Source organism: Streptomyces sp. adm13(2018), assembly GCF_008042145.1.
In the GTDB taxonomy this organism is placed as follows: domain Bacteria; phylum Actinomycetota; class Actinomycetes; order Streptomycetales; family Streptomycetaceae; genus Streptomyces.
Map to the genome: position 1 here is coordinate 510,481 of NZ_RDBH01000141.1, position 16,561 is coordinate 527,041.

Annotated in this window: 18 protein-coding genes; 9 read left to right on the forward strand and 9 right to left on the reverse strand. The window is 73.4% G+C overall.

Going from position 1 to position 16,561, the window contains the following annotated elements; translation table 11 throughout:
• Nucleotides 1-70 precede the first annotated feature (70 nt).
• The gene (locus EAO70_RS30430; RefSeq protein WP_148006051.1) at nucleotides 71-655 is read left to right on the forward strand and encodes a suppressor of fused domain protein; all 585 of its coding nucleotides are present in this window, start codon (nucleotides 71-73) and stop codon (nucleotides 653-655) included.
• Nucleotides 656-774: 119 nt separating this feature from the next.
• Here EAO70_RS30430 and EAO70_RS30435 read toward each other — a convergent pair whose 3' ends face one another.
• Both EAO70_RS30435 and EAO70_RS30440 read right to left on the reverse strand, forming a co-directional pair.
• Nucleotides 775-1,050, reverse strand: coding sequence for a hypothetical protein (locus EAO70_RS30435; RefSeq protein ID WP_148006052.1), 276 nt, complete (start codon nucleotides 1,048-1,050; stop codon nucleotides 775-777).
• A gap of 80 nt (nucleotides 1,051-1,130) precedes the next feature.
• On the reverse strand, nucleotides 1,131-2,360 hold the full coding sequence (locus EAO70_RS30440) for an MFS transporter (protein ID WP_148006053.1): 1,230 nt from the start codon (nucleotides 2,358-2,360) through the stop codon (nucleotides 1,131-1,133).
• 177 nt (nucleotides 2,361-2,537) lie between these two features.
• Here EAO70_RS30440 and EAO70_RS30445 point away from each other — a divergent pair, with 177 nt between their 5' ends.
• The 3 genes from EAO70_RS30445 to EAO70_RS30455 all read left to right on the forward strand — a co-directional run bounded on the left by EAO70_RS30445 (nucleotide 2,538) and on the right by EAO70_RS30455 (nucleotide 5,401).
• Complete coding sequence (locus EAO70_RS30445; protein WP_148006054.1) at nucleotides 2,538-3,176, forward strand: DUF6758 family protein; 639 nt, start codon at nucleotides 2,538-2,540, stop codon at nucleotides 3,174-3,176.
• A gap of 261 nt (nucleotides 3,177-3,437) precedes the next feature.
• Entirely contained in the window at nucleotides 3,438-4,301 is an 864-nt protein-coding gene (locus EAO70_RS30450) for a PHP domain-containing protein (protein WP_148006055.1), read from the forward strand.
• Between the two features lie 494 nt (nucleotides 4,302-4,795).
• Nucleotides 4,796-5,401 carry a MarC family protein gene (locus tag EAO70_RS30455; RefSeq protein ID WP_148006056.1) on the forward strand — a complete coding sequence of 202 codons (606 nt, stop codon included), beginning with the start codon at nucleotides 4,796-4,798 and terminating at the stop codon, nucleotides 5,399-5,401.
• Between the two features lie 122 nt (nucleotides 5,402-5,523).
• Here the strand turns inward: EAO70_RS30455 and EAO70_RS30460 are convergent, their stop codons facing one another.
• Nucleotides 5,524-5,676 carry a hypothetical protein gene (locus tag EAO70_RS30460; protein ID WP_086024648.1) on the reverse strand — a complete coding sequence of 51 codons (153 nt, stop codon included), beginning with the start codon at nucleotides 5,674-5,676 and terminating at the stop codon, nucleotides 5,524-5,526.
• A 175-nt stretch (nucleotides 5,677-5,851) separates the two neighbouring features.
• On the opposite strand from EAO70_RS30460, the gene EAO70_RS30465 reads away from it, so the two are divergent.
• Nucleotides 5,852-6,781: an NYN domain-containing protein gene (locus EAO70_RS30465; RefSeq protein WP_148006057.1), complete on the forward strand. Its 930-nt coding sequence runs from the start codon at nucleotides 5,852-5,854 to the stop codon at nucleotides 6,779-6,781.
• A 30-nt stretch (nucleotides 6,782-6,811) separates the two neighbouring features.
• Here EAO70_RS30465 and EAO70_RS30470 read toward each other — a convergent pair whose 3' ends face one another.
• The gene (locus EAO70_RS30470) at nucleotides 6,812-7,699 is read right to left on the reverse strand and encodes an alpha/beta fold hydrolase (RefSeq protein ID WP_148006058.1); all 888 of its coding nucleotides are present in this window, start codon (nucleotides 7,697-7,699) and stop codon (nucleotides 6,812-6,814) included.
• Between the two features lie 258 nt (nucleotides 7,700-7,957).
• Nucleotides 7,958-10,438, reverse strand: a complete 2,481-nt coding sequence (locus EAO70_RS30475) for a DEAD/DEAH box helicase (protein ID WP_148006059.1) — start codon at nucleotides 10,436-10,438, stop codon at nucleotides 7,958-7,960.
• Between the two features lie 485 nt (nucleotides 10,439-10,923).
• Here EAO70_RS30475 and EAO70_RS30485 point away from each other — a divergent pair, with 485 nt between their 5' ends.
• Nucleotides 10,924-11,646: a ferritin-like fold-containing protein gene (locus tag EAO70_RS30485; protein WP_148006061.1), complete on the forward strand. Its 723-nt coding sequence runs from the start codon at nucleotides 10,924-10,926 to the stop codon at nucleotides 11,644-11,646.
• Nucleotides 11,647-11,756: 110 nt separating this feature from the next.
• Here EAO70_RS30485 and EAO70_RS30490 read toward each other — a convergent pair whose 3' ends face one another.
• The 4 genes from EAO70_RS30490 to EAO70_RS30505 all read right to left on the reverse strand — a co-directional run bounded on the left by EAO70_RS30490 (nucleotide 11,757) and on the right by EAO70_RS30505 (nucleotide 13,716).
• On the reverse strand, nucleotides 11,757-12,026 hold the full coding sequence (locus EAO70_RS30490; RefSeq protein ID WP_148006062.1) for a hypothetical protein: 270 nt from the start codon (nucleotides 12,024-12,026) through the stop codon (nucleotides 11,757-11,759).
• Between the two features lie 260 nt (nucleotides 12,027-12,286).
• The gene (locus EAO70_RS30495) at nucleotides 12,287-12,514 is read right to left on the reverse strand and encodes a DUF3107 domain-containing protein (protein WP_187284102.1); all 228 of its coding nucleotides are present in this window, start codon (nucleotides 12,512-12,514) and stop codon (nucleotides 12,287-12,289) included.
• Between the two features lie 127 nt (nucleotides 12,515-12,641).
• Nucleotides 12,642-13,301 (reverse strand): TetR/AcrR family transcriptional regulator, encoded by a 660-nt coding sequence (locus EAO70_RS30500; protein ID WP_148006064.1) that lies wholly within the window; start codon nucleotides 13,299-13,301, stop codon nucleotides 12,642-12,644.
• A gap of 163 nt (nucleotides 13,302-13,464) precedes the next feature.
• Entirely contained in the window at nucleotides 13,465-13,716 is a 252-nt protein-coding gene (locus EAO70_RS30505; RefSeq protein ID WP_148006065.1) for a hypothetical protein, read from the reverse strand.
• A 140-nt stretch (nucleotides 13,717-13,856) separates the two neighbouring features.
• Here EAO70_RS30505 and EAO70_RS30510 point away from each other — a divergent pair, with 140 nt between their 5' ends.
• From EAO70_RS30510 to EAO70_RS40500, 3 genes are all read left to right on the forward strand, one after another.
• On the forward strand, nucleotides 13,857-14,825 hold the full coding sequence (locus EAO70_RS30510; RefSeq protein WP_148006066.1) for an alpha/beta fold hydrolase: 969 nt from the start codon (nucleotides 13,857-13,859) through the stop codon (nucleotides 14,823-14,825).
• A gap of 8 nt (nucleotides 14,826-14,833) precedes the next feature.
• On the forward strand, nucleotides 14,834-16,111 hold the full coding sequence (locus tag EAO70_RS30515; protein ID WP_148006067.1) for a DUF3152 domain-containing protein: 1,278 nt from the start codon (nucleotides 14,834-14,836) through the stop codon (nucleotides 16,109-16,111).
• A gap of 280 nt (nucleotides 16,112-16,391) precedes the next feature.
• The coding region (locus tag EAO70_RS40500; protein WP_410091586.1) for a DUF3492 domain-containing protein at nucleotides 16,392-16,561 on the forward strand (170 nt) is incomplete at its 3' end.

Genomic DNA, 16,561 nt, shown 5'->3' on the forward strand with positions numbered 1-16,561 from the left:
CCAAGACTATCAGCCGACTGAGGGTCAATCCTGTCCTTTGCCCGTTCCATACGCGCTTTATGCTCAGGACATGGGAGAAGTTCTTGCTCTGGTCGAGGCCCGGTTGCGGACGGCGCTCGGGGAGCCTGACGCGCGGGCCGCGGTGACGTTCCTCGGCACGGACCGGATCGAGGTGCTCCGCTTCGTCGAGGGCGACCTCGTGCGGTACGCGACCCTCGGCATGTCCGCACAGCCGATGGCCGATCCGACCGCCGCGCTCGCCGACCCCGTGAAGGGTCCGCGCGCCGAGCTCGTCCTGACCGTACGGGCCGGTCTCGCCGACACCGACAAGGTGCTGCGCCCGCTCGCGGTCCTCGCCGCGACCCCGCAGGTCGAGGGCGTCGTCGTGGCCGCGGGCGCCTCGCTCGACGTCGGCGACCCGCTCTGGCCGGGCGCCGCCTTCAGCTCGGTCCTGGTGGCCGGGTCGGGGGGCCTCGTCGAGGATCTGGAGCTGGACGAGCCGATGGACCCGGTGCGCTTCCTGCCGCTGCTGCCGATGACCGCCAACGAGGCGGCGTGGAAGCGGGTCCACGGGGCCCAGGCGCTGGAGGAGCGCTGGCTGGCGCAGGGCACGGACCTGCGCGATCCGCTGCGCGGGTCCGTCCGGCTCGACTGAGGGCGGGCGACGGCGCGGGTCTTCCCGCGGTCCGTCCGGGGTGCCGGACGGGACGGGTTTCCCCGGGCCGGCTCCGCGCGTTCGCGGTCCGTCCGGGGACTCCGCCCACCGGCGCGCGCTCACGCCCGGCGGGCGACGGCCCTGCTGGCGACGAGATTGGCGATCACCACGTAGACCACCGCGGGGATGCCGTAGTCGAGCAGCACCTGGAGGGTCTGGTTGGCGACGTCGAACAGTCCGATCGACCAGCCCGCGAGCCAGTCCGCGGCGCTGTGGAACCAGCCCACGACGGTGTTCGCCCGGTTGGCGTCGAGCAGGTCCAGGGCGATCCACACGACCAGGATGCCGGCGAGGACGTGGGCCACGGTTCTTATGACGGAGTCGATGCCTCTCATGGCTCCCGTGTTGCCCGGGCCGTGCACCCCAAACCGGCCACCGCGGGTCCACCCCGTGCGGCGGCCGGCCTCCGGCGCGCTCAGCCGGCGAGGACCTCGGCACCCTCCGGCGCGACGCGCTCGGGGGCGGGCTCCACGGCAGCGGGAACGAGGGAGCCGCGGCGGACCCGGACGACCAGGGCGCCGAGCGCCGCGGCCACACCGGCCACCACGAACGGCATGTGGACATTGCTCCACTCCTCGATCTTCGGAGCGAAGAACGGGGCCGCCGCCGCGGCGAACCAGCGGACGAAGTTGTAGCCGGCGCTGGCCACCGGGCGCGGCGCGTCCGAGACGCCCAGGGCGAGTTCGGTGAAGACGGTGTTGTTGACGCCGATGAACACGCCCGACAGGACCGTGCAGACGACCGCGGTCGTGTGGCTGCCGTAGCCGAGCACCACCACGTCGGCCGCGAGGAGCACGAGCGAGCCGCCGAGCACCGTGAGCGAACCGAAGCGCCGCTGGAGCCGGGGGGCCACCAGCACCGAGGAGACGGCGAGCAGCACGCCCCAGGCGAAGAACACCGCGCCGGACCGGTACGGGGACATGTCCAGGACGAACGGGGTGAAGGCGAGCACCGTGAAGAACGCGTAGTTGTAGAAGAACGCGGCGGCCGCGGCCGAGGCGAGTCCGCCGTGGCTCAGGGCCCGGATCGGGTCGAGCAGTGAGGTCTTGCGGGCCGGCTTCGGCTGGTCCTTGAGGAAGACCGCGATGCAGAGGAAGCCGACCGCCATCAGCGCGGCCGTGCCGAAGAAGGGGTAGCGCCAGCTCGCGTCGCCGAGCACGGCGCCGACCAGCGGCCCGCAGGCCATGCCGAGGCCGAGCGCCGACTCGTAGAGCAGGATCGCGGCCGCGCTGCCGCCGGCCGCGGCGCCGACGATCACGGCGAGCGAGGTCGAGACGAAGAGGGCGTTGCCGAGTCCCCAGCCGGCCCGGAAGCCGACGAGTTGGCCGACGGAGTCCGAGGTGCCGGCGAGGGCCGCGAAGACGACGACCAGCGCGAGTCCGGCCAGCAGGGTCCGGCGGCCGCCGATCCGGCTGGAGACGAAGCCGGTCACCAGCATCGCGACGGCGGTGATGAGGAAGTACGAGGTGAAGAGCAGCGACACCTGGCTGGGTGTCGCGTCCAGGCCCCGGGCGATCGACGGCAGGATCGGATCGACCAGGCCGATGCCCATGAAGGCGACGACGGACGCGCCGGCCGTGGCCCAGACCGCCGGGGGCTGGCGCAGGATGCCGCCTCCGCCGAAGCCTTCCTCTGCTCTCTCCATGGGTCCGCTCCTCCGCGTCGAGATGATTGCGATGTACACAGAATAAGTTAGACAAGCTAATGAATGCAAGTTACATCTATATGGTCGGGTGGTGCGGGGTGAACGCCACGGGCCGGACGGGTGATCGTCGGTGATCGTCCTTGACGCGGGGCTCCGGTGGTAGGACCGTTGAGCCCTATGAGGGGCGAACCCAGTTGTCCGAAGTGCGGTGGCCGGGTCAGGGCGCCCGGACTCTTCGCCGACTCCTGGCAGTGTGACGTGCACGGCTCGGTGCACCCGCTCCAGCCCGTGATCCCGCCCAGCGTCGAGGCCCTCGGTGTCGTGGTGCACCGGTCCCACGTCCCGGTCTGGATGCCGTGGCCCCTGCCCGTCGGCTGGCTCTTCACCGGAGTCGCGTACGCGGGCGACGACCGCAGCGGCGGACGCGCCACCGCCGTCGCCTGCTCGGGACCCGGCCCCCTGGGCGGCATCGGCGAACTGCTGCTGGTCGCCGAGGAGCTCGGCGTCGGCCTCGGCGCGCGGTACGCCGGCATCGACGGCCCCGACCCCGGGGCGGGCATGGCCATCGACAAGCCCCCGCAGACCAAGGTCCTCGCCGCCGGACGCCCGACGGCGCTCTGGCACGTCAGCGGCGCCCCGGAGGACCGCGCGGTGTTCGCGGGGGAGGCGCGCGGCCTCTGGCTGTGGGCGATCGTCTGGCCCGAGCAGTCGGGCCTCCTGATGTACGACGAACTGGTCCTGACGGACCTGCGGGACGCCGGCGCGGAGGTCGAACTCCTGCCGTGCGGGGCGCTGACGCCGCGACTGCTGGGCTGAGGGCGGGGCTTGGTCCGGGGGCCGGTGCGGGCGTCTCCGGCCGTCTCCGGCCGTACGCGCCTGGCCGCCGGCGCGGTCGTCTCCGGGCGTCTGGGCTGAGGCCCGTCCCCGCCCCCCGGCCCGGCCGCCGATGCGCGTGTCTCCGGGCGTCTCCGGCCGTCTCCGGCCGTCTCCGGCCGTCTCCTGTCGTACGGGCGTGTTCGATTCGCCCGTTATGCTGGAGCGTCCCTCGTCCGTGCCGAAGCCCTGGAGTACCGCGTCGTGCGCATCGACCTGCACACCCACTCCACGGCCTCCGACGGCACCGACTCCCCGGCCGAGCTCGTCCGCAACGCGGCCGCCGCCGGACTCGACGTCGTCGCGCTGACCGACCACGACACCACCCGGGGCCACGCGGAGGCGATCGCGGCGCTGCCCGAGGGGCTGACCCTCGTCACCGGCGCCGAGCTCTCCTGCCGGATCGACGGCATCGGCCTGCACCTGCTCGCGTACCTCTTCGACCCCGAGGAGCCCGCCCTCCTCGCCGAGCGCGAACTCGTCCGCGACGACCGGGTCCCGCGCGCGCGGGCCATGGTCGGCAAGCTCCAGGACCTCGGCGTCCCCATCACCTGGGAGCAGGTCGCCCGGATCGCCGGCGACGGCTCCGTGGGCCGTCCGCACGTGGCCGAGGCGCTCGTCGAGCTCGGGGTCGTCCGGGACGTGTCCGGCGCGTTCACGCCCGAGTGGCTCGCCGACGGCGCCCGGGCGTACGTCGGGAAGCACGAGCTCGACCCGATCGACGCCATCCGCCTGGTCAAGGCGGCCGGCGGCGTCACCGTCTTCGCGCACCCGCTCGCCGTCAAGCGCGGGCAGGTGCTGCCCGAGGCCTCGATAGCCCGGCTCGCCGAGGCCGGACTCGACGGCATCGAGGTCGACCACATGGACCACGACGAGGCGACGCGGGCGCGGCTGCGCGGGCTCGCGAAGGAGCTGGGTCTGCTGGCCACCGGCTCCAGCGACTACCACGGCAGCCGCAAGACCTGCCGCCTCGGCGAATACACGACCGACCCCGAGATCTACGGCGAGATCACCCGCCGTGCCGCGGGAGCCTTCCCCGTCCCCGGCGCGGGGGGACCCGCCGCCTAGGGCCCGTCGGGCCCGGAGCGCGGCAACCTACGGCCGGTCCGGCCCGGGATGGTCTGGCTCGGAGCCTTCCGGTCCGGGGCTCGTCCGGCCCAGGGGCGTACGGCCCAAGGCGCGTACGACCGGGGCCCGGTCATGGCCGGGGCTGGTCCGGTCCGGGGCTTATCGGGCCTGGGGCTCGTCCGGCCCAGGTTCCGCAAGGCCCGGCGTCCGTCAGGCCCGAGGTCGTACGCCCCCGCGTAGCCGGCTCGCTGCGGCCGCCGGTCTCCGGGCTCCACCGAGTCCGGGTCCCTCCGGGGGGCCCGTTCCCCCGGCCGGCCGCGAGGTCCGCCCGGTGCGGGCCGCGTCCGCCCGGCGCTCCGCTTCTTCCTGGTCCGCCCCCTGTCGGCTCCGTGCCGTCACGAGGGGCGGCGTTCCTCCTGCCCCGCCCTCGGAATCCCACATTCCGCGGGCCGGGCCACACCCCACCGTTCGCATCTCCCGCAAGGCACCCCACCGTGTTCGACGTCGCCGTCTTCGGCTCGCTGTTCCTGACCCTCTTCGTGATCATGGATCCCCCCGGGATCACCCCGATCTTCCTGGCCCTCACCTCCGGCCGCGCCGCCAAGGTCCAGCGCCGGATGGCCTGGCAGGCCGTCGCCGTGGCCTTCGGGGTCATCGGCGTCTTCGGTCTGCTCGGCCAGCAGATCCTGGACTACCTGCACGTCTCGGTCCCCGCGCTGATGATCGCGGGCGGCCTCCTGCTGCTGCTCATCGCGCTCGACCTGCTCACCGGCAAGACCGACGAGCCCAAGCAGACCAAGGACGTCAACGTCGCCCTGGTCCCGCTCGGCATGCCGCTGCTCGCCGGCCCCGGCGCCATCGTCTCGGTCATCCTCGCCGTCCAGAACGCCGACGGCGCGGCCGCGCAGGTCTCCGTCTGGGCCGCCATCGTCGCCATGCACGTCGTGCTCTGGCTGACCATGCGCTACTCGCTGGTGATCATCCGGGTCATCAAGGACGGCGGCGTCGTCCTCGTCACCCGGCTCGCCGGCATGATGCTCTCCGCCATCGCGGTGCAGCAGATCATCAACGGCGTGACCCAGGTGATCCAGAACGCCTGACGCGCCCGGAGGCGCCCCCGGCCCGTCGGCCGAGCGCGCCCGGACACCACTGCGCCCCCGTACGGATTCCGCTGCTGCGAAGTCCATGCGGGGGCGCGGTGCGTTGAGGCGGACCCGACCTGTTACGAGGCCGAGGTCTCGGCGGGGCGGATCCAGATGCGCTGGCCGATCGAGGCGGCCTGCTGCACGATCCGGTTGACGGAGGCGGCGTCCACGACGGTCCGGTCGACGGGCGTGCCGTCGATGTCGTCGAGTCGCAGGATTTCGAAGCGCACGGGCTTCTCCCTTCGTCTGAGTTGATCCTCCTGATGGAGAACTGCGTTACGTATGGGTCCAACGACATGCATCCTGCAAACATTCCTTACGCTAAGGAAAATTTTCGGATGTCTAACTACTGGCGGGTAGGAGGGTGTGGCGGCCGGACCCCGAGCGGCGGAGAATGAGCCGCGTATGAACGACGCAGACACCACTCGGGTGACCGAGACCGACGCCCGCCTGAGCGCCCTCGACGCGCGCCTGGAGCGCACCAACGAGCTCCTCCAGCGGATGCTGGCCGAGGTCGCCAAGACCCCTTCCACCCACGCCATCTTCGTCGACGCAGGTTACGTCCATGCTGCGGCCGGGTTGCTGGTGACGGGAACCGAGGACCGGCGCTCCTTCGACCTCGACGCGGAGGGCCTCATCGACGCCTTCATCGACAAGGCCCGCACGATCTTCGCCGACAGCAGACTGCTCCGCGTCTACTGGTACGACGGTGCCAGACGCCGTATCCACACCCCCGAGCAGCAGGCCATCGCCGAGCTTCCCGACGTCAAGGTGCGCCTCGGCAACCTCAACGCCAACAACCAGCAGAAGGGCGTCGACTCCCTCATCCGCACCGACCTGGAGTCGCTCGCCCGCCACCGCGCCATCAGCGACGCCGCGCTCGTCGGCGGCGACGAGGACCTCGTCTCGGCCGTCGAGGCGGCCCAGGGCTACGGCGCCCGCGTCCACCTCTGGGGCATCGAGGCCGCCGAGGGCCGCAACCAGGCGGAGGCGCTCCTCTGGGAGGTCGACAGCCAGCGCACCTTCGAGCTCGACTTCTGCCGCCCGTACGTCACCCGCCGCCCCGTCACGACGTACGAGAACGAGGGCGAGCCGCCGCCGTCCCGCGAGGAGGTGCGGTTCGTCGGCGCCCAGATCGCCGCGACCTGGCTCGGCGAGCGCGGCCGGGACCGGCTCGCCGAGCTGCTGCCGGGCGCGCCCTATCTGCCGGGCCCCGTCGACCAGGACCTGCTCGTCGAGGCGGAACGGCTGCTCAGCCGCTCCCTGCGCGGCCACGCGGGGCTCCGGCGCTCCCTGCGGGACGGCTTCTGGCAGCACCTCAAGGCGCAGTTCTGAGCGCGCCCGCCGGCAGCCGGGGGGCCGGGATCAGCGGGCGGAGGCGACGCCGGCGGGGGCCGCCGCCCGCTCCCAGAAGCCGGTGAGGCGGTCCGTCAGCTCCCGCGGGTGCGACACGTTGGGGGAGTGGCCGGCGCCCGCCACGACCGTGTGGTGCGCGCCCGTGCGGGCGGCCGCCGCCGCGAGCTCCGCCGTCGGCCAGACCATCTCGTCCGCCCCGTACGCGATGTGCAGCGGCATGCGCAGCGCGGCCAGCTCCGCCGCGCCGTCCTGACGGCTGAGCAGCAGCTTGCCCGCGCCCGTCAGTTGTGCGATCCGGGTCCGCATCCAGCGCCGCCGCAGGAAACCCGCGAGCTCCGGCGCGTCGTCGGTGTCCGGCTCCTCGCCCCGGCTGTCCAGCCAGCACATCGCCTGCCACACCCGCTCCTTCGACAGGAACGCGAGGGCGACGCGCAGCGCGCGCACCCGGATCCGCTGCGGCCGGGCGACCCGGCCGGGGCCCGAGGAGAGCAGGGTGAGCGAACGGAAGGCGGCCGGGGCGAGCGAGGCGGCCGCGCGGGCCACCAGACCGCCGAACGAGTGGCCGAGCAGATGGACCGGGCCGTCGCCGAGCGCGGAGGCCTGCGCGACCGCGTCGAGGGCCAGCGCCCGGCGGCGGTAGCCGGCCCGGCCGCGGGGACCCGGGGACTGGTACTGGCCGCGCCCGTCCACGGCCACGGCCCGGTAACCGGCCTCGCTCAGCGGACCGAGCAGCGCGAGGAAGTCCTCCTTGCTGCCGGTGTACCCGGGCAGCAGCAGCACGGTCCCGCGCCGCTCGCCCCGGGGCCCGGAGTCGAGCACGGCGAAGTCCCCGCGCGCGGTCACGAGGTGGCGGACACGGGTACCGGAAGGCAGAACGAGGGACCGGGGCTTGCTCATGTCTGGACTGTAACCGCGCCTACGGGACCCGGCCCGGGGGGCCTGGCCGGGACGGGGGTGCGCCACCGGAGCACCGGGGCCCAGCACCCGGGACGGGGCGGGCGCGCGGGACCGGACGACCCAGGCCTGACCCCCGGGACCGTACGGCAGCGGCCTGGTCCCCGGGACCGTACGCCCGAGGCCCGAGGCTTGAGACCGTACGGCCGAGGCCCGGCCCCCGATAGGGGGCCGGGCCTCGGCCGTGAAGGGCGGGTGCGATCAGCCTTCCGGCTGAGCCGCCGCCGCCTTCTTCGTGGTGCGTCGGCGCGGGGCCTTCGGGGCCTCCTCGGTGGCCTCGGCCACCGGTGCCGCGGCGGCCTTCTTCGTCGTACGGCGACGGGGCGTCTTCGGCTCCGACGCGTCGGGCGCCTCGGCCGCGACGGCCTTCTTGGTGGTGCGTCGGCGCGGGGCCTTGGGGGCCTCCTCGACGACCGGGACCTCGGCGGCCTCGGAGACCGGCTCCGCGGCGGCCTTCTTCGTCGTACGGCGTCGCGTGGCCTTCTTCGGCTCCGCGACCGGTTCCTCGGCCACCACGGCGGCCGGGGCGGTCTCGATGACGACCGGGGCCGTGACGATCACGGTCTCGGCCGCGGTCGACGAGGCCGGCGAACCGGCGGCCTTGCGGACCACCCGGCGCCGGACCGGCGCCTTCGGCTCCTCGACGACCGGCGCGGGCGCCGCCTCGACGACGGGCTCGACGACCGGGGCGGCGGTCACCGGCGAACCGGCGGCCTTCCGCACCACCCGACGGCGGCGCGGCGCGGGCACCTCGGCCGTCACCACGGCGGCCTCGGCGACGGGTGCGGCGGGCTCGGCCACCACGACCGCGACCGGCTCGGCCACCACGGGAGCGGCGACCACGGCCGCGACGGGCTCCGCCACGGCCTTCCGGGCGGTGCGGCGGCGCGGGGCCTTCTTCGGCTCCTCGGCGACCGGGGCCTCGACGACCACGGCGGCGACGGGCGCCTCCACGGTCCGCGCGGCACGCAGGGCGGCCGCGGCCGTCTCGACCGTCTGGAACGACACGGTGTCCTCGACCGGGCGGACCCGGGGCCGGCGACGGCGCGGGGCCGGGGCCGACTCCTGGACCGCGGCGGCGGGCGCGGTCTCCGGACGGGCGGCGGCACGGCCGCGACGGCGCGGGGCCTTCGGCTCGGCCGGGGCCTCGACGACGGGGGCCTCGGCCACCGGCGCCGGAGCGGCCGGCTCGACCACGGTCCGGGCGGCCGGAGCCGACGGCGCGGTCTGCGCCTGGGCCTGCGGCTCGGAGCCGGGGGCACCGACGCGGGTGCGGCGGCGGCGACGCGGGGTGCGCGGGCCGGCCTCGGCCTTCGCCTCGTCCGTCACCGGCGCGGCCTCGACGGCCGGGGTCTCGACGGCCGGGGCCACGGCGTCGCCGGCCTCGCCGCCACGGGTGCGCCGACGCTGACGCGGGGTCCGCGTCCGCTCCGGGCGCTCCTCGGTCCGCTCGGACCTGTCGTTCTTCGGGCCGCGCGCACGGCGTCCGCCGGGCTCGCCCAGGTCCTCCAGCTCCTCCGCGCCCAGACCCGCACGGGTCCGCTCGGCGCGGGGCAGGATGCCCTTGGTGCCCGCCGGGATGTCCAGCTCCTCGTAGAGGTGCGGGGACGAGGAGTACGTCTCCACCGGGTCGTGGAAGTTCAGTTCGAGGGCCTTGTTGATGAGCTGCCAGCGCGGGATGTCGTCCCAGTCGACCAGCGTCACGGCCGTGCCCTTGTTGCCCGCGCGGCCGGTGCGGCCCACGCGGTGCAGGAAGGTCTTCTCGTCCTCGGGGGACTGGTAGTTGATGACGTGCGTGACGCCCTCGACGTCGATGCCGCGGGCGGCGACGTCGGTGCAGACGAGCACGTCGACCTTGCCGTTGCGGAAGGCGCGCAGCGCCTGCTCGCGGGCGCCCTGGCCGAGGTCGCCGTGGACGGCGCCGGAGGCGAAGCCGCGCCGCTCCAGCTGCTCGGCGATGTCGGCCGCCGTGCGCTTGGTGCGGCAGAAGATCATCGCGAGCCCGCGGCCGTTGGCCTGCAGGATGCGGGAGACCATCTCCGGCTTGTCCATGTTGTGCGCGCGGTAGACGTGCTGCTTGATGTTGGCGACGGTCACGCCCTCGCCGTCGGGCGAGGTGGCGCGGATGTGCGTCGGCTGCGACATGTAGCGGCGGGCCAGGCCGATGACCGCGCCCGGCATGGTCGCCGAGAACAGCATGGTCTGGCGCTTCGCCGGAAGCATGTTGATGATCTTCTCGACGTCGGGCAGGAAGCCCAGGTCGAGCATCTCGTCGGCCTCGTCCAGGACGAGGACCTTGACGTGGGACAGGTCGAGCTTCCTCTGGCCGGCCAGGTCGAGCAGGCGGCCGGGGGTGCCGACGATGACGTCGACGCCCTTCTTCAGGGCCTCGACCTGGGGCTCGTACGCCCGGCCGCCGTAGATCGCGAGTACGCGGACGTTCCGCACCTTGCCGGCGGTCAGCAGGTCGTTGGTGACCTGCTGGCACAGCTCGCGGGTGGGGACGACGACGAGCGCCTGCGGGGCGTCGGTCAGCTGCTCGGGCTTCGCCCGGCCGGCCTCGACGTCCAGCGGGACGGTGACGCGCTCCAGGATGGGGAGGCCGAAACCGAGGGTCTTGCCCGTGCCGGTCTTGGCCTGGCCGATGACGTCGGTGCCGGTGAGGGCGACCGGAAGGGTCATCTCCTGGATGGGGAAGGGGTTGACGATGCCGACCGCCTCAAGGGCTTCGGCCGTCTCGGGAAGGATTCCGAGGTCTCGGAAAGTCGTAGTCAGGGTGCTGCCTCTTCTGTGGACGCGGGACGAGGCGAACGAAGGGGGTCGTACCGTGCCGGGAACTGTGCCGGCGCGATCCTGGGGATCGCTGCCGGGTGGCACGGGACCACTGCCGTCGCTCGAGCGTCGTACCGCTGAGGTGACCCCTCCGCGGGTCCGCCGGAAGGGCTGTCGGGCCGGAGCCGATCGGGCCACCGACCGGGCATCCTCATTCATGAGTCGGCCCACCGCATACGTCCGAACGTGCGAAAGCATGTCCGCATACTCGGCGGGCGCCTTATCACTGTACCCCGGATTCGCGCATGTGTGTTGGGAGAAATGACGATGAGGGCACGGTCACACTGACTGGCCGGCGCCTTACCCGGGGGTCCGAGCGGGCTATTGTGCGCTCCATGGAGACGCCTGACAACGCCACACCGACCGGGATCGCCGCCAAGGACTGGGCGACGGCTTCCACCGAGCCGCAGTACCGCGCCGCCGTGATCGACCTCCTCGGCGCCCTCGCCTACGGGGAGCTCGCGGCCTTCGAACGGCTCGCCGAGGACGCCAAGCTGGCGCCGACCTTCGCGGACAAGGCGGAGCTGGCGAAGATGGCCTCCGCCGAGTTCCACCACTTCGAGCGGCTGCGCGACCGGCTCGCCGCCGTCGACGCCGAGCCCACCGAGGCCATGGAGCCCTTCGCCAAGGCGCTCGACGACTTCCACCGCCAGACCGCGCCGTCGGACTGGCTGGAGGGCCTGGTCAAGGCGTACGTCGGCGACTCGATCGCCAGTGACTTCTACCGCGAGGTCGCGGCCCGTCTCGACTCCGACACCCGCGGGCTCGTCGTCTCCGTGCTCGACGACACCGGTCACGGCAACTTCGCCGTGGAGAAGGTCCGCGCCGCGATCGACGCCGACCCGCGCGTCGGCGGCCGGCTCGCGCTCTGGGCGCGCCGCCTGATGGGCGAGGCGCTCTCCCAGGCGCAGCGGGTGGTCGCCGAGCGCGACGCGCTGTCGACCATGCTCGTCGGGGGTGTCGCGGACGGGTTCGACCTGGCGGAGGTCGGCCGGATGTTCTCCCGGATCACCGAGGCCCACACCAAGCGCATGGCCGCGCTCGGTCTGGCCGCCTGAGCCCTACCCGTACGGACGCGCTCCCGTACGCCGGCGCGGAGCCGTGCGTACGGCCGGGCTCACGGCCGCGTGTGCGGTCGGGCTCACGGGGGAGGGGTGTGCGGCGCTGTTCACGCCGCCGCTGATCGCCGCAGCCGGCGCGAGGCCGGGCGGATGAGCAGGGAGAGCAGCACCGCCGCCACCGCCACCGCACCGATGAGGGTGGCGAGGAAGTGACCGGGGCCGAGGGCCCCGTGTGTGACGAGCGCGCCGAAGACGGCGCCCAGCGTGCCGGTGGCGAGGACCCTCGCCCGGACGGGGAGGCGGTCGGGCAGCCGGTGCACGGCGGCCCAGGCCAGGGCGAAGCCGAGGAGGGCGGAGCCGAGGGCTTCCAGGAGCACAGTCAATCACCTCGCGGGGGGCTGCGGGGCGGGTGTTGCGGTCGTACGCGTACCTACCCAAGTGCCTCGGAACGCAATCATCCCGTACCCCCTGACGTGGTCATACGGACACATCGGGGCGGGGCGCGACGGCGGCCGGGCCCGCCCGGCGAAGGCCGGGCGAGAGGCCCGGTCGACCGAACGGCGAGGGCCCCGCGGACCGAACAGCGAAGGGCCCGGTGGACCGAAGTCCACCGGGCCCTTCCCGTCACATCTCGGGCTCAGAGAGCGCCGAAGCCCACGCGACGCACGGCGGGCTCGCCGAGCTCCACGTACGCGATCTTCTCGGCCGGCACGAGGATCTTGCGGCCCTTCTCGTCCGAGAGGCTGAGCAGCTGCGCCTTGCCGGCCAGAGCGTCGGCCACGGCGCGCTCGACCTCCTCGGCGGACTGCCCGCTCTCCAGAACGATCTCCCGGGGTGCGTGCTGCACGCCGATCTTGACCTCCACGGCTATGTCCCTCCGAACGGTCAGCGTTGCGCGGACTACCGCGCCGTACGCTGCACACATTAGCCCGGTGAGGGGACGGGTACGGCTCAGTGGCCGCACGCCAGGAGCGAACAGGCCCCGGGAACGCTCAGTGACCCTCGGCGCTCAGCTGGCCGTCCACCGGGTGCAGCGGGAAGCCGGCGATGCCCCGCCAGGCCAGCGAGGTCAGCAGTCCCACCGCCTTGTCGCGCGGGATCGCGGACCCGCTCGACAGCCAGTAGCGGGCGACGACCTGCGAGACGCCGCCGAGGCCCACGGCGAGCAGCATCGACTCGTCCTTGGAGAGACCGGTGTCCTCGGCGATGACGTCCGAGATCGCCTCGGCGCACTGGAGGCTGACCCGGTCCACCCGCTCGCGCACGGCGGGCTCGTTGGTCAGGTCGGACTCGAAGACGAGCCGGAAGGCGCCGCCCTCGTCCTCGACGTACGCGAAGTAGGCGTCCATCGTGGCCGCGACGCGGAGCTTGTTGTCGGTGGTGGAGGCGAGGGCCGTGCGCACCGCCAGGAGCAGGGACTCGCAGTGCTGGTCGAGCAGGGCGAGGTAGAGCTCCAGCTTCCCGGGGAAGTGCTGGTAGAGGACCGGCTTGCTGACGCCCGCGCGCTCGGCGATGTCGTCCATCGCGGCCGAGTGGTACCCCTGGGCGACGAAGACCTCCTGGGCGGCTCCGAGGAGCTGGTTCCGTCGGGCACGTCGCGGCAGGCGCGTGCCCCGAGGGCGTGCTGCCTCTGTCTGCTCGATGGCGCTCACGCGGCCTCCCAAGAATCGATCCGTGCACGCTGTAGCGCGCGTCGCCATCGTACTTTTGGGTAACCCGGCTGTGCGCGGTGCGGACGCAGAATTTCACGGACCGGACGTCCGGGTCGACAGTCGATTCAAGATTAAACCGAACAAACCGGCGGGAGTCGTCCGCTCAGCGGTAGTCGTCCTCGTCCACGGCGACGACCCGCGCCTGCTCGGACGCGTCGGCCTCGTTCGCCGAATCGCGCTCCACACGGGTGAGCGGCTCGTCCTCGCGCTGCTGCAGTTCCGTGTGCTGCTCGGCCGCGTCGGCCTCCGGGGTCTCCTCGTCCAGCGCGACGTCCCCGTCCTCGGCCTCCTTGGCCTTCTCGGCCTTCTCGGCTTCCTCGGCGAACGTGTCCGGATCGGTCGGATCGACAGTCATGCGGTTCCCTCCGGCACGGGGGTCGCGGTCCTCTCCGATGGCCCTCTCTTCGAGCCTAGGAGCAGTCGCGCCTCGCCGCACACGCACCTGTGACGGCACCCACACGCCTCCGCGCGTGATCGTCTCGTAATATTGCCGCCATGTCGTCGACCGAGCTGCCGGAAACCCGGACCGCCGCCGCGCCCTCCCCGCCGCGCCCCGAGCGCGCCGTACGGGTCGCCGACGGCGAGGAGCTCCGCTCCGTCTCGCTGCCCGGACTCACCCTCACCGTACGGGCCCGGCCCGGCGCCGAACCCGGCCTGCCGCCCGCGCTGTACGTCCACGGCCTCGGCGGTTCCTCGCAGAACTGGTCCACGCTGATGCCACTGCTCGCGGACATCGTGGACGGCGAGGCGGTCGACCTGCCCGGCTTCGGCGTCTCGCCGCCGCCCGACGACGGCAACTACTCGGTGACCGGGCACGCCCGGGCCGTCATCCGGCTGCTGGACTCCCGGAGGCGCGGACCGGTCCATCTCTTCGGCAACTCGCTGGGCGGCGCCGTCGCCACCCGCGTCGCCGCGGCCCGGCCCGACCTGGTCCGCACCCTCACCCTCGTCTCGCCGGCGCTGCCGGAGCTGCGCGCCCAGCGCACGGCCTGGCCCACGGCGCTGCTCGCGGTGCCCGGCGTCGCCTCGGCGTTCGCGCGGCTCACGAGGAACTGGACGCCCGAGCAGCGCGTCCGCGGTGTCCTCTCCCTCTGTTACGGGGATCCCGGCCGGGTCACCGACGAGGGTCTGCGGCACGCGGTGGAGGAGATGGAACGGCGCCTGGAACTCCCCTACTTCTGGGAGGTCATGGCCCGCTCCTCGCGCGGGATCGTCGACGCCTACACGCTCGGCGGCCAGCACGGCCTGTGGCGTCAGGCCGAACGGGTTCTCGCGCCGACGCTCCTCGTCTACGGTGGGCGCGACCAGCTCGTCTCGTACCGGATGGCCCGCAAGGCGGCCGCGGCGTTCCGCGGCTCCCGTCTGCTGACCCTTCCCGAGGCGGGGCACGTGGCGATGATGGAGTACCCCGAGACGGTCGCGCAGGCCGCCCGGGACCTGATCGCCGATCACGGCGGGAGCTGATCCGGGGCGTGGGACGACACAGTCGCAAGGGCGCCGCGCCCTCGGTGGCCGACACCGGGCAGCAACCGGTGGTCGCCCGGGTCGGGACCCCGGGCCCGCAGGCCGCCCGCCCGTCGCAGAGCGGCGGCGGACGCCGCCGCAGGCCCGCCGGCCAGGACCCGGCGGGGACGCCGGCGCACGGCACCCCGGTCTACGGCACCCCCGTGTACGGAACTCCCGCGCACGGCAGTGGGATCCACGACACGGGGTCGCACGCGGCCCTCGGCACCCCCGCGCACGGCGTCCCCGTCTACGGGGGCTCCGTCCGGGGCGGGCACCCGCAGCACGAGGAGGGATCCGCCGCCCGGCCGTACGCGCCGCGGAACGGCGCCCCCCGCACCGCCGAACCCGAAGAGGACGCCCCCCGGGCGCCGATCGTCCCGGGCCCCCGCCACGAGACCGGGACCGAGGCCGACGAGCAGAGCGGCCGGGGCGGCCTCGGCCGCACCCTCACCGGTGTCGCGGCCGCCGCCGTCGCCACCGTCCTCGCCGTCGTCGTCACCGGACAGGTCGCCCAGAAGGACGAGGCGCCGGGCACCGCCCACGCCGCCGAGCAGCCCGGCGAGCGGCCCTCGGAGGACTCCGCGTCCCGCTCCGACCAGCGGGCCGTCCCGTCGAACGCGCCCTCCGTGGCCGCCAAGCCGCCCACGTACGAGCAGCTCCTCGCCCTCCAGTTCCCGATCGACCCCAAGCTCAAGGGCAACGGCCGGTTCAAGGCCGTGCCCGGCTTCCAGAAGGCCCCCGGCAAGGGGAAGCTGGTCCGCTACCGGATCGACGTCGAGGAGGGGCTCGCTCTCGACCAGAACCTCTTCGCCACGACGGTCTTCAAGACCCTGAACGACCGCCGCAGTTGGGCCGGCAAGGGCGAGATGACCTTCGAGCGCGTCTCCAGCGGGGAGTCGCAGTTCGTCATCACGCTCGCCAGTCCCGGCACCACCGGCGTCTGGTGCGCCAAGTCCGAGCTCGACACCCTGGCCCAGAACGTGTCCTGCGACTCGGCCCAGACCGACCGGGTCATGATCAACGCGTTCCGCTGGGCGCAGGGTTCGGAGACCTTCGGCCCCAAGGCGATGGTCGCGTACCGCCAGATGCTCATCAATCACGAGGTCGGGCACCGGCTCGGGCACGGCCATGTGAACTGCGGCACCGAGGGCGCCCTCGCCCCCGTGATGCAGCAGCAGACGAAGTCGCTGGACATCGGCGGAATCAAGTGCCGACCGAACCCCTGGGTCTACCCCGGAAGTTGAGGCGGACCCCCACCCTCGGTGATCACATGACGAGACGCCCGTCTCAAGAACGATCGCCGTGCGGGATGCCGGGACGTGGCCGCCGCCTGACCCTCCGTGACCGTTCTGCAGCTTAGCGCGACAGAACGCTACCGGGAGGGGAAAGTTACGTGCATTCACCCCTTCCGGTGGTGCGACGGACAACCGTCCGCCGCACCCCCGGTGTCTCCGCTTACGTTCTTCCCGCTGCCAGTCACCGGACCAACGGTGGCCGCCGTCAAGGGAGATCGGGGGGAGACGCGTGCGGATCGGACTGCTCACGGAGGGTGGCTACCCGTACGCCACCGGTGAGCCCGGACTCTGGTGCGAGCGGCTCGTACGCGGACTCGGACAGCACCAGTTCGACCTCTACGCCCTCGGCGCGGCCGGCCCTCCCCGGCCGCGCCGAGGGCGTAGAGGTCGAACTGGTGC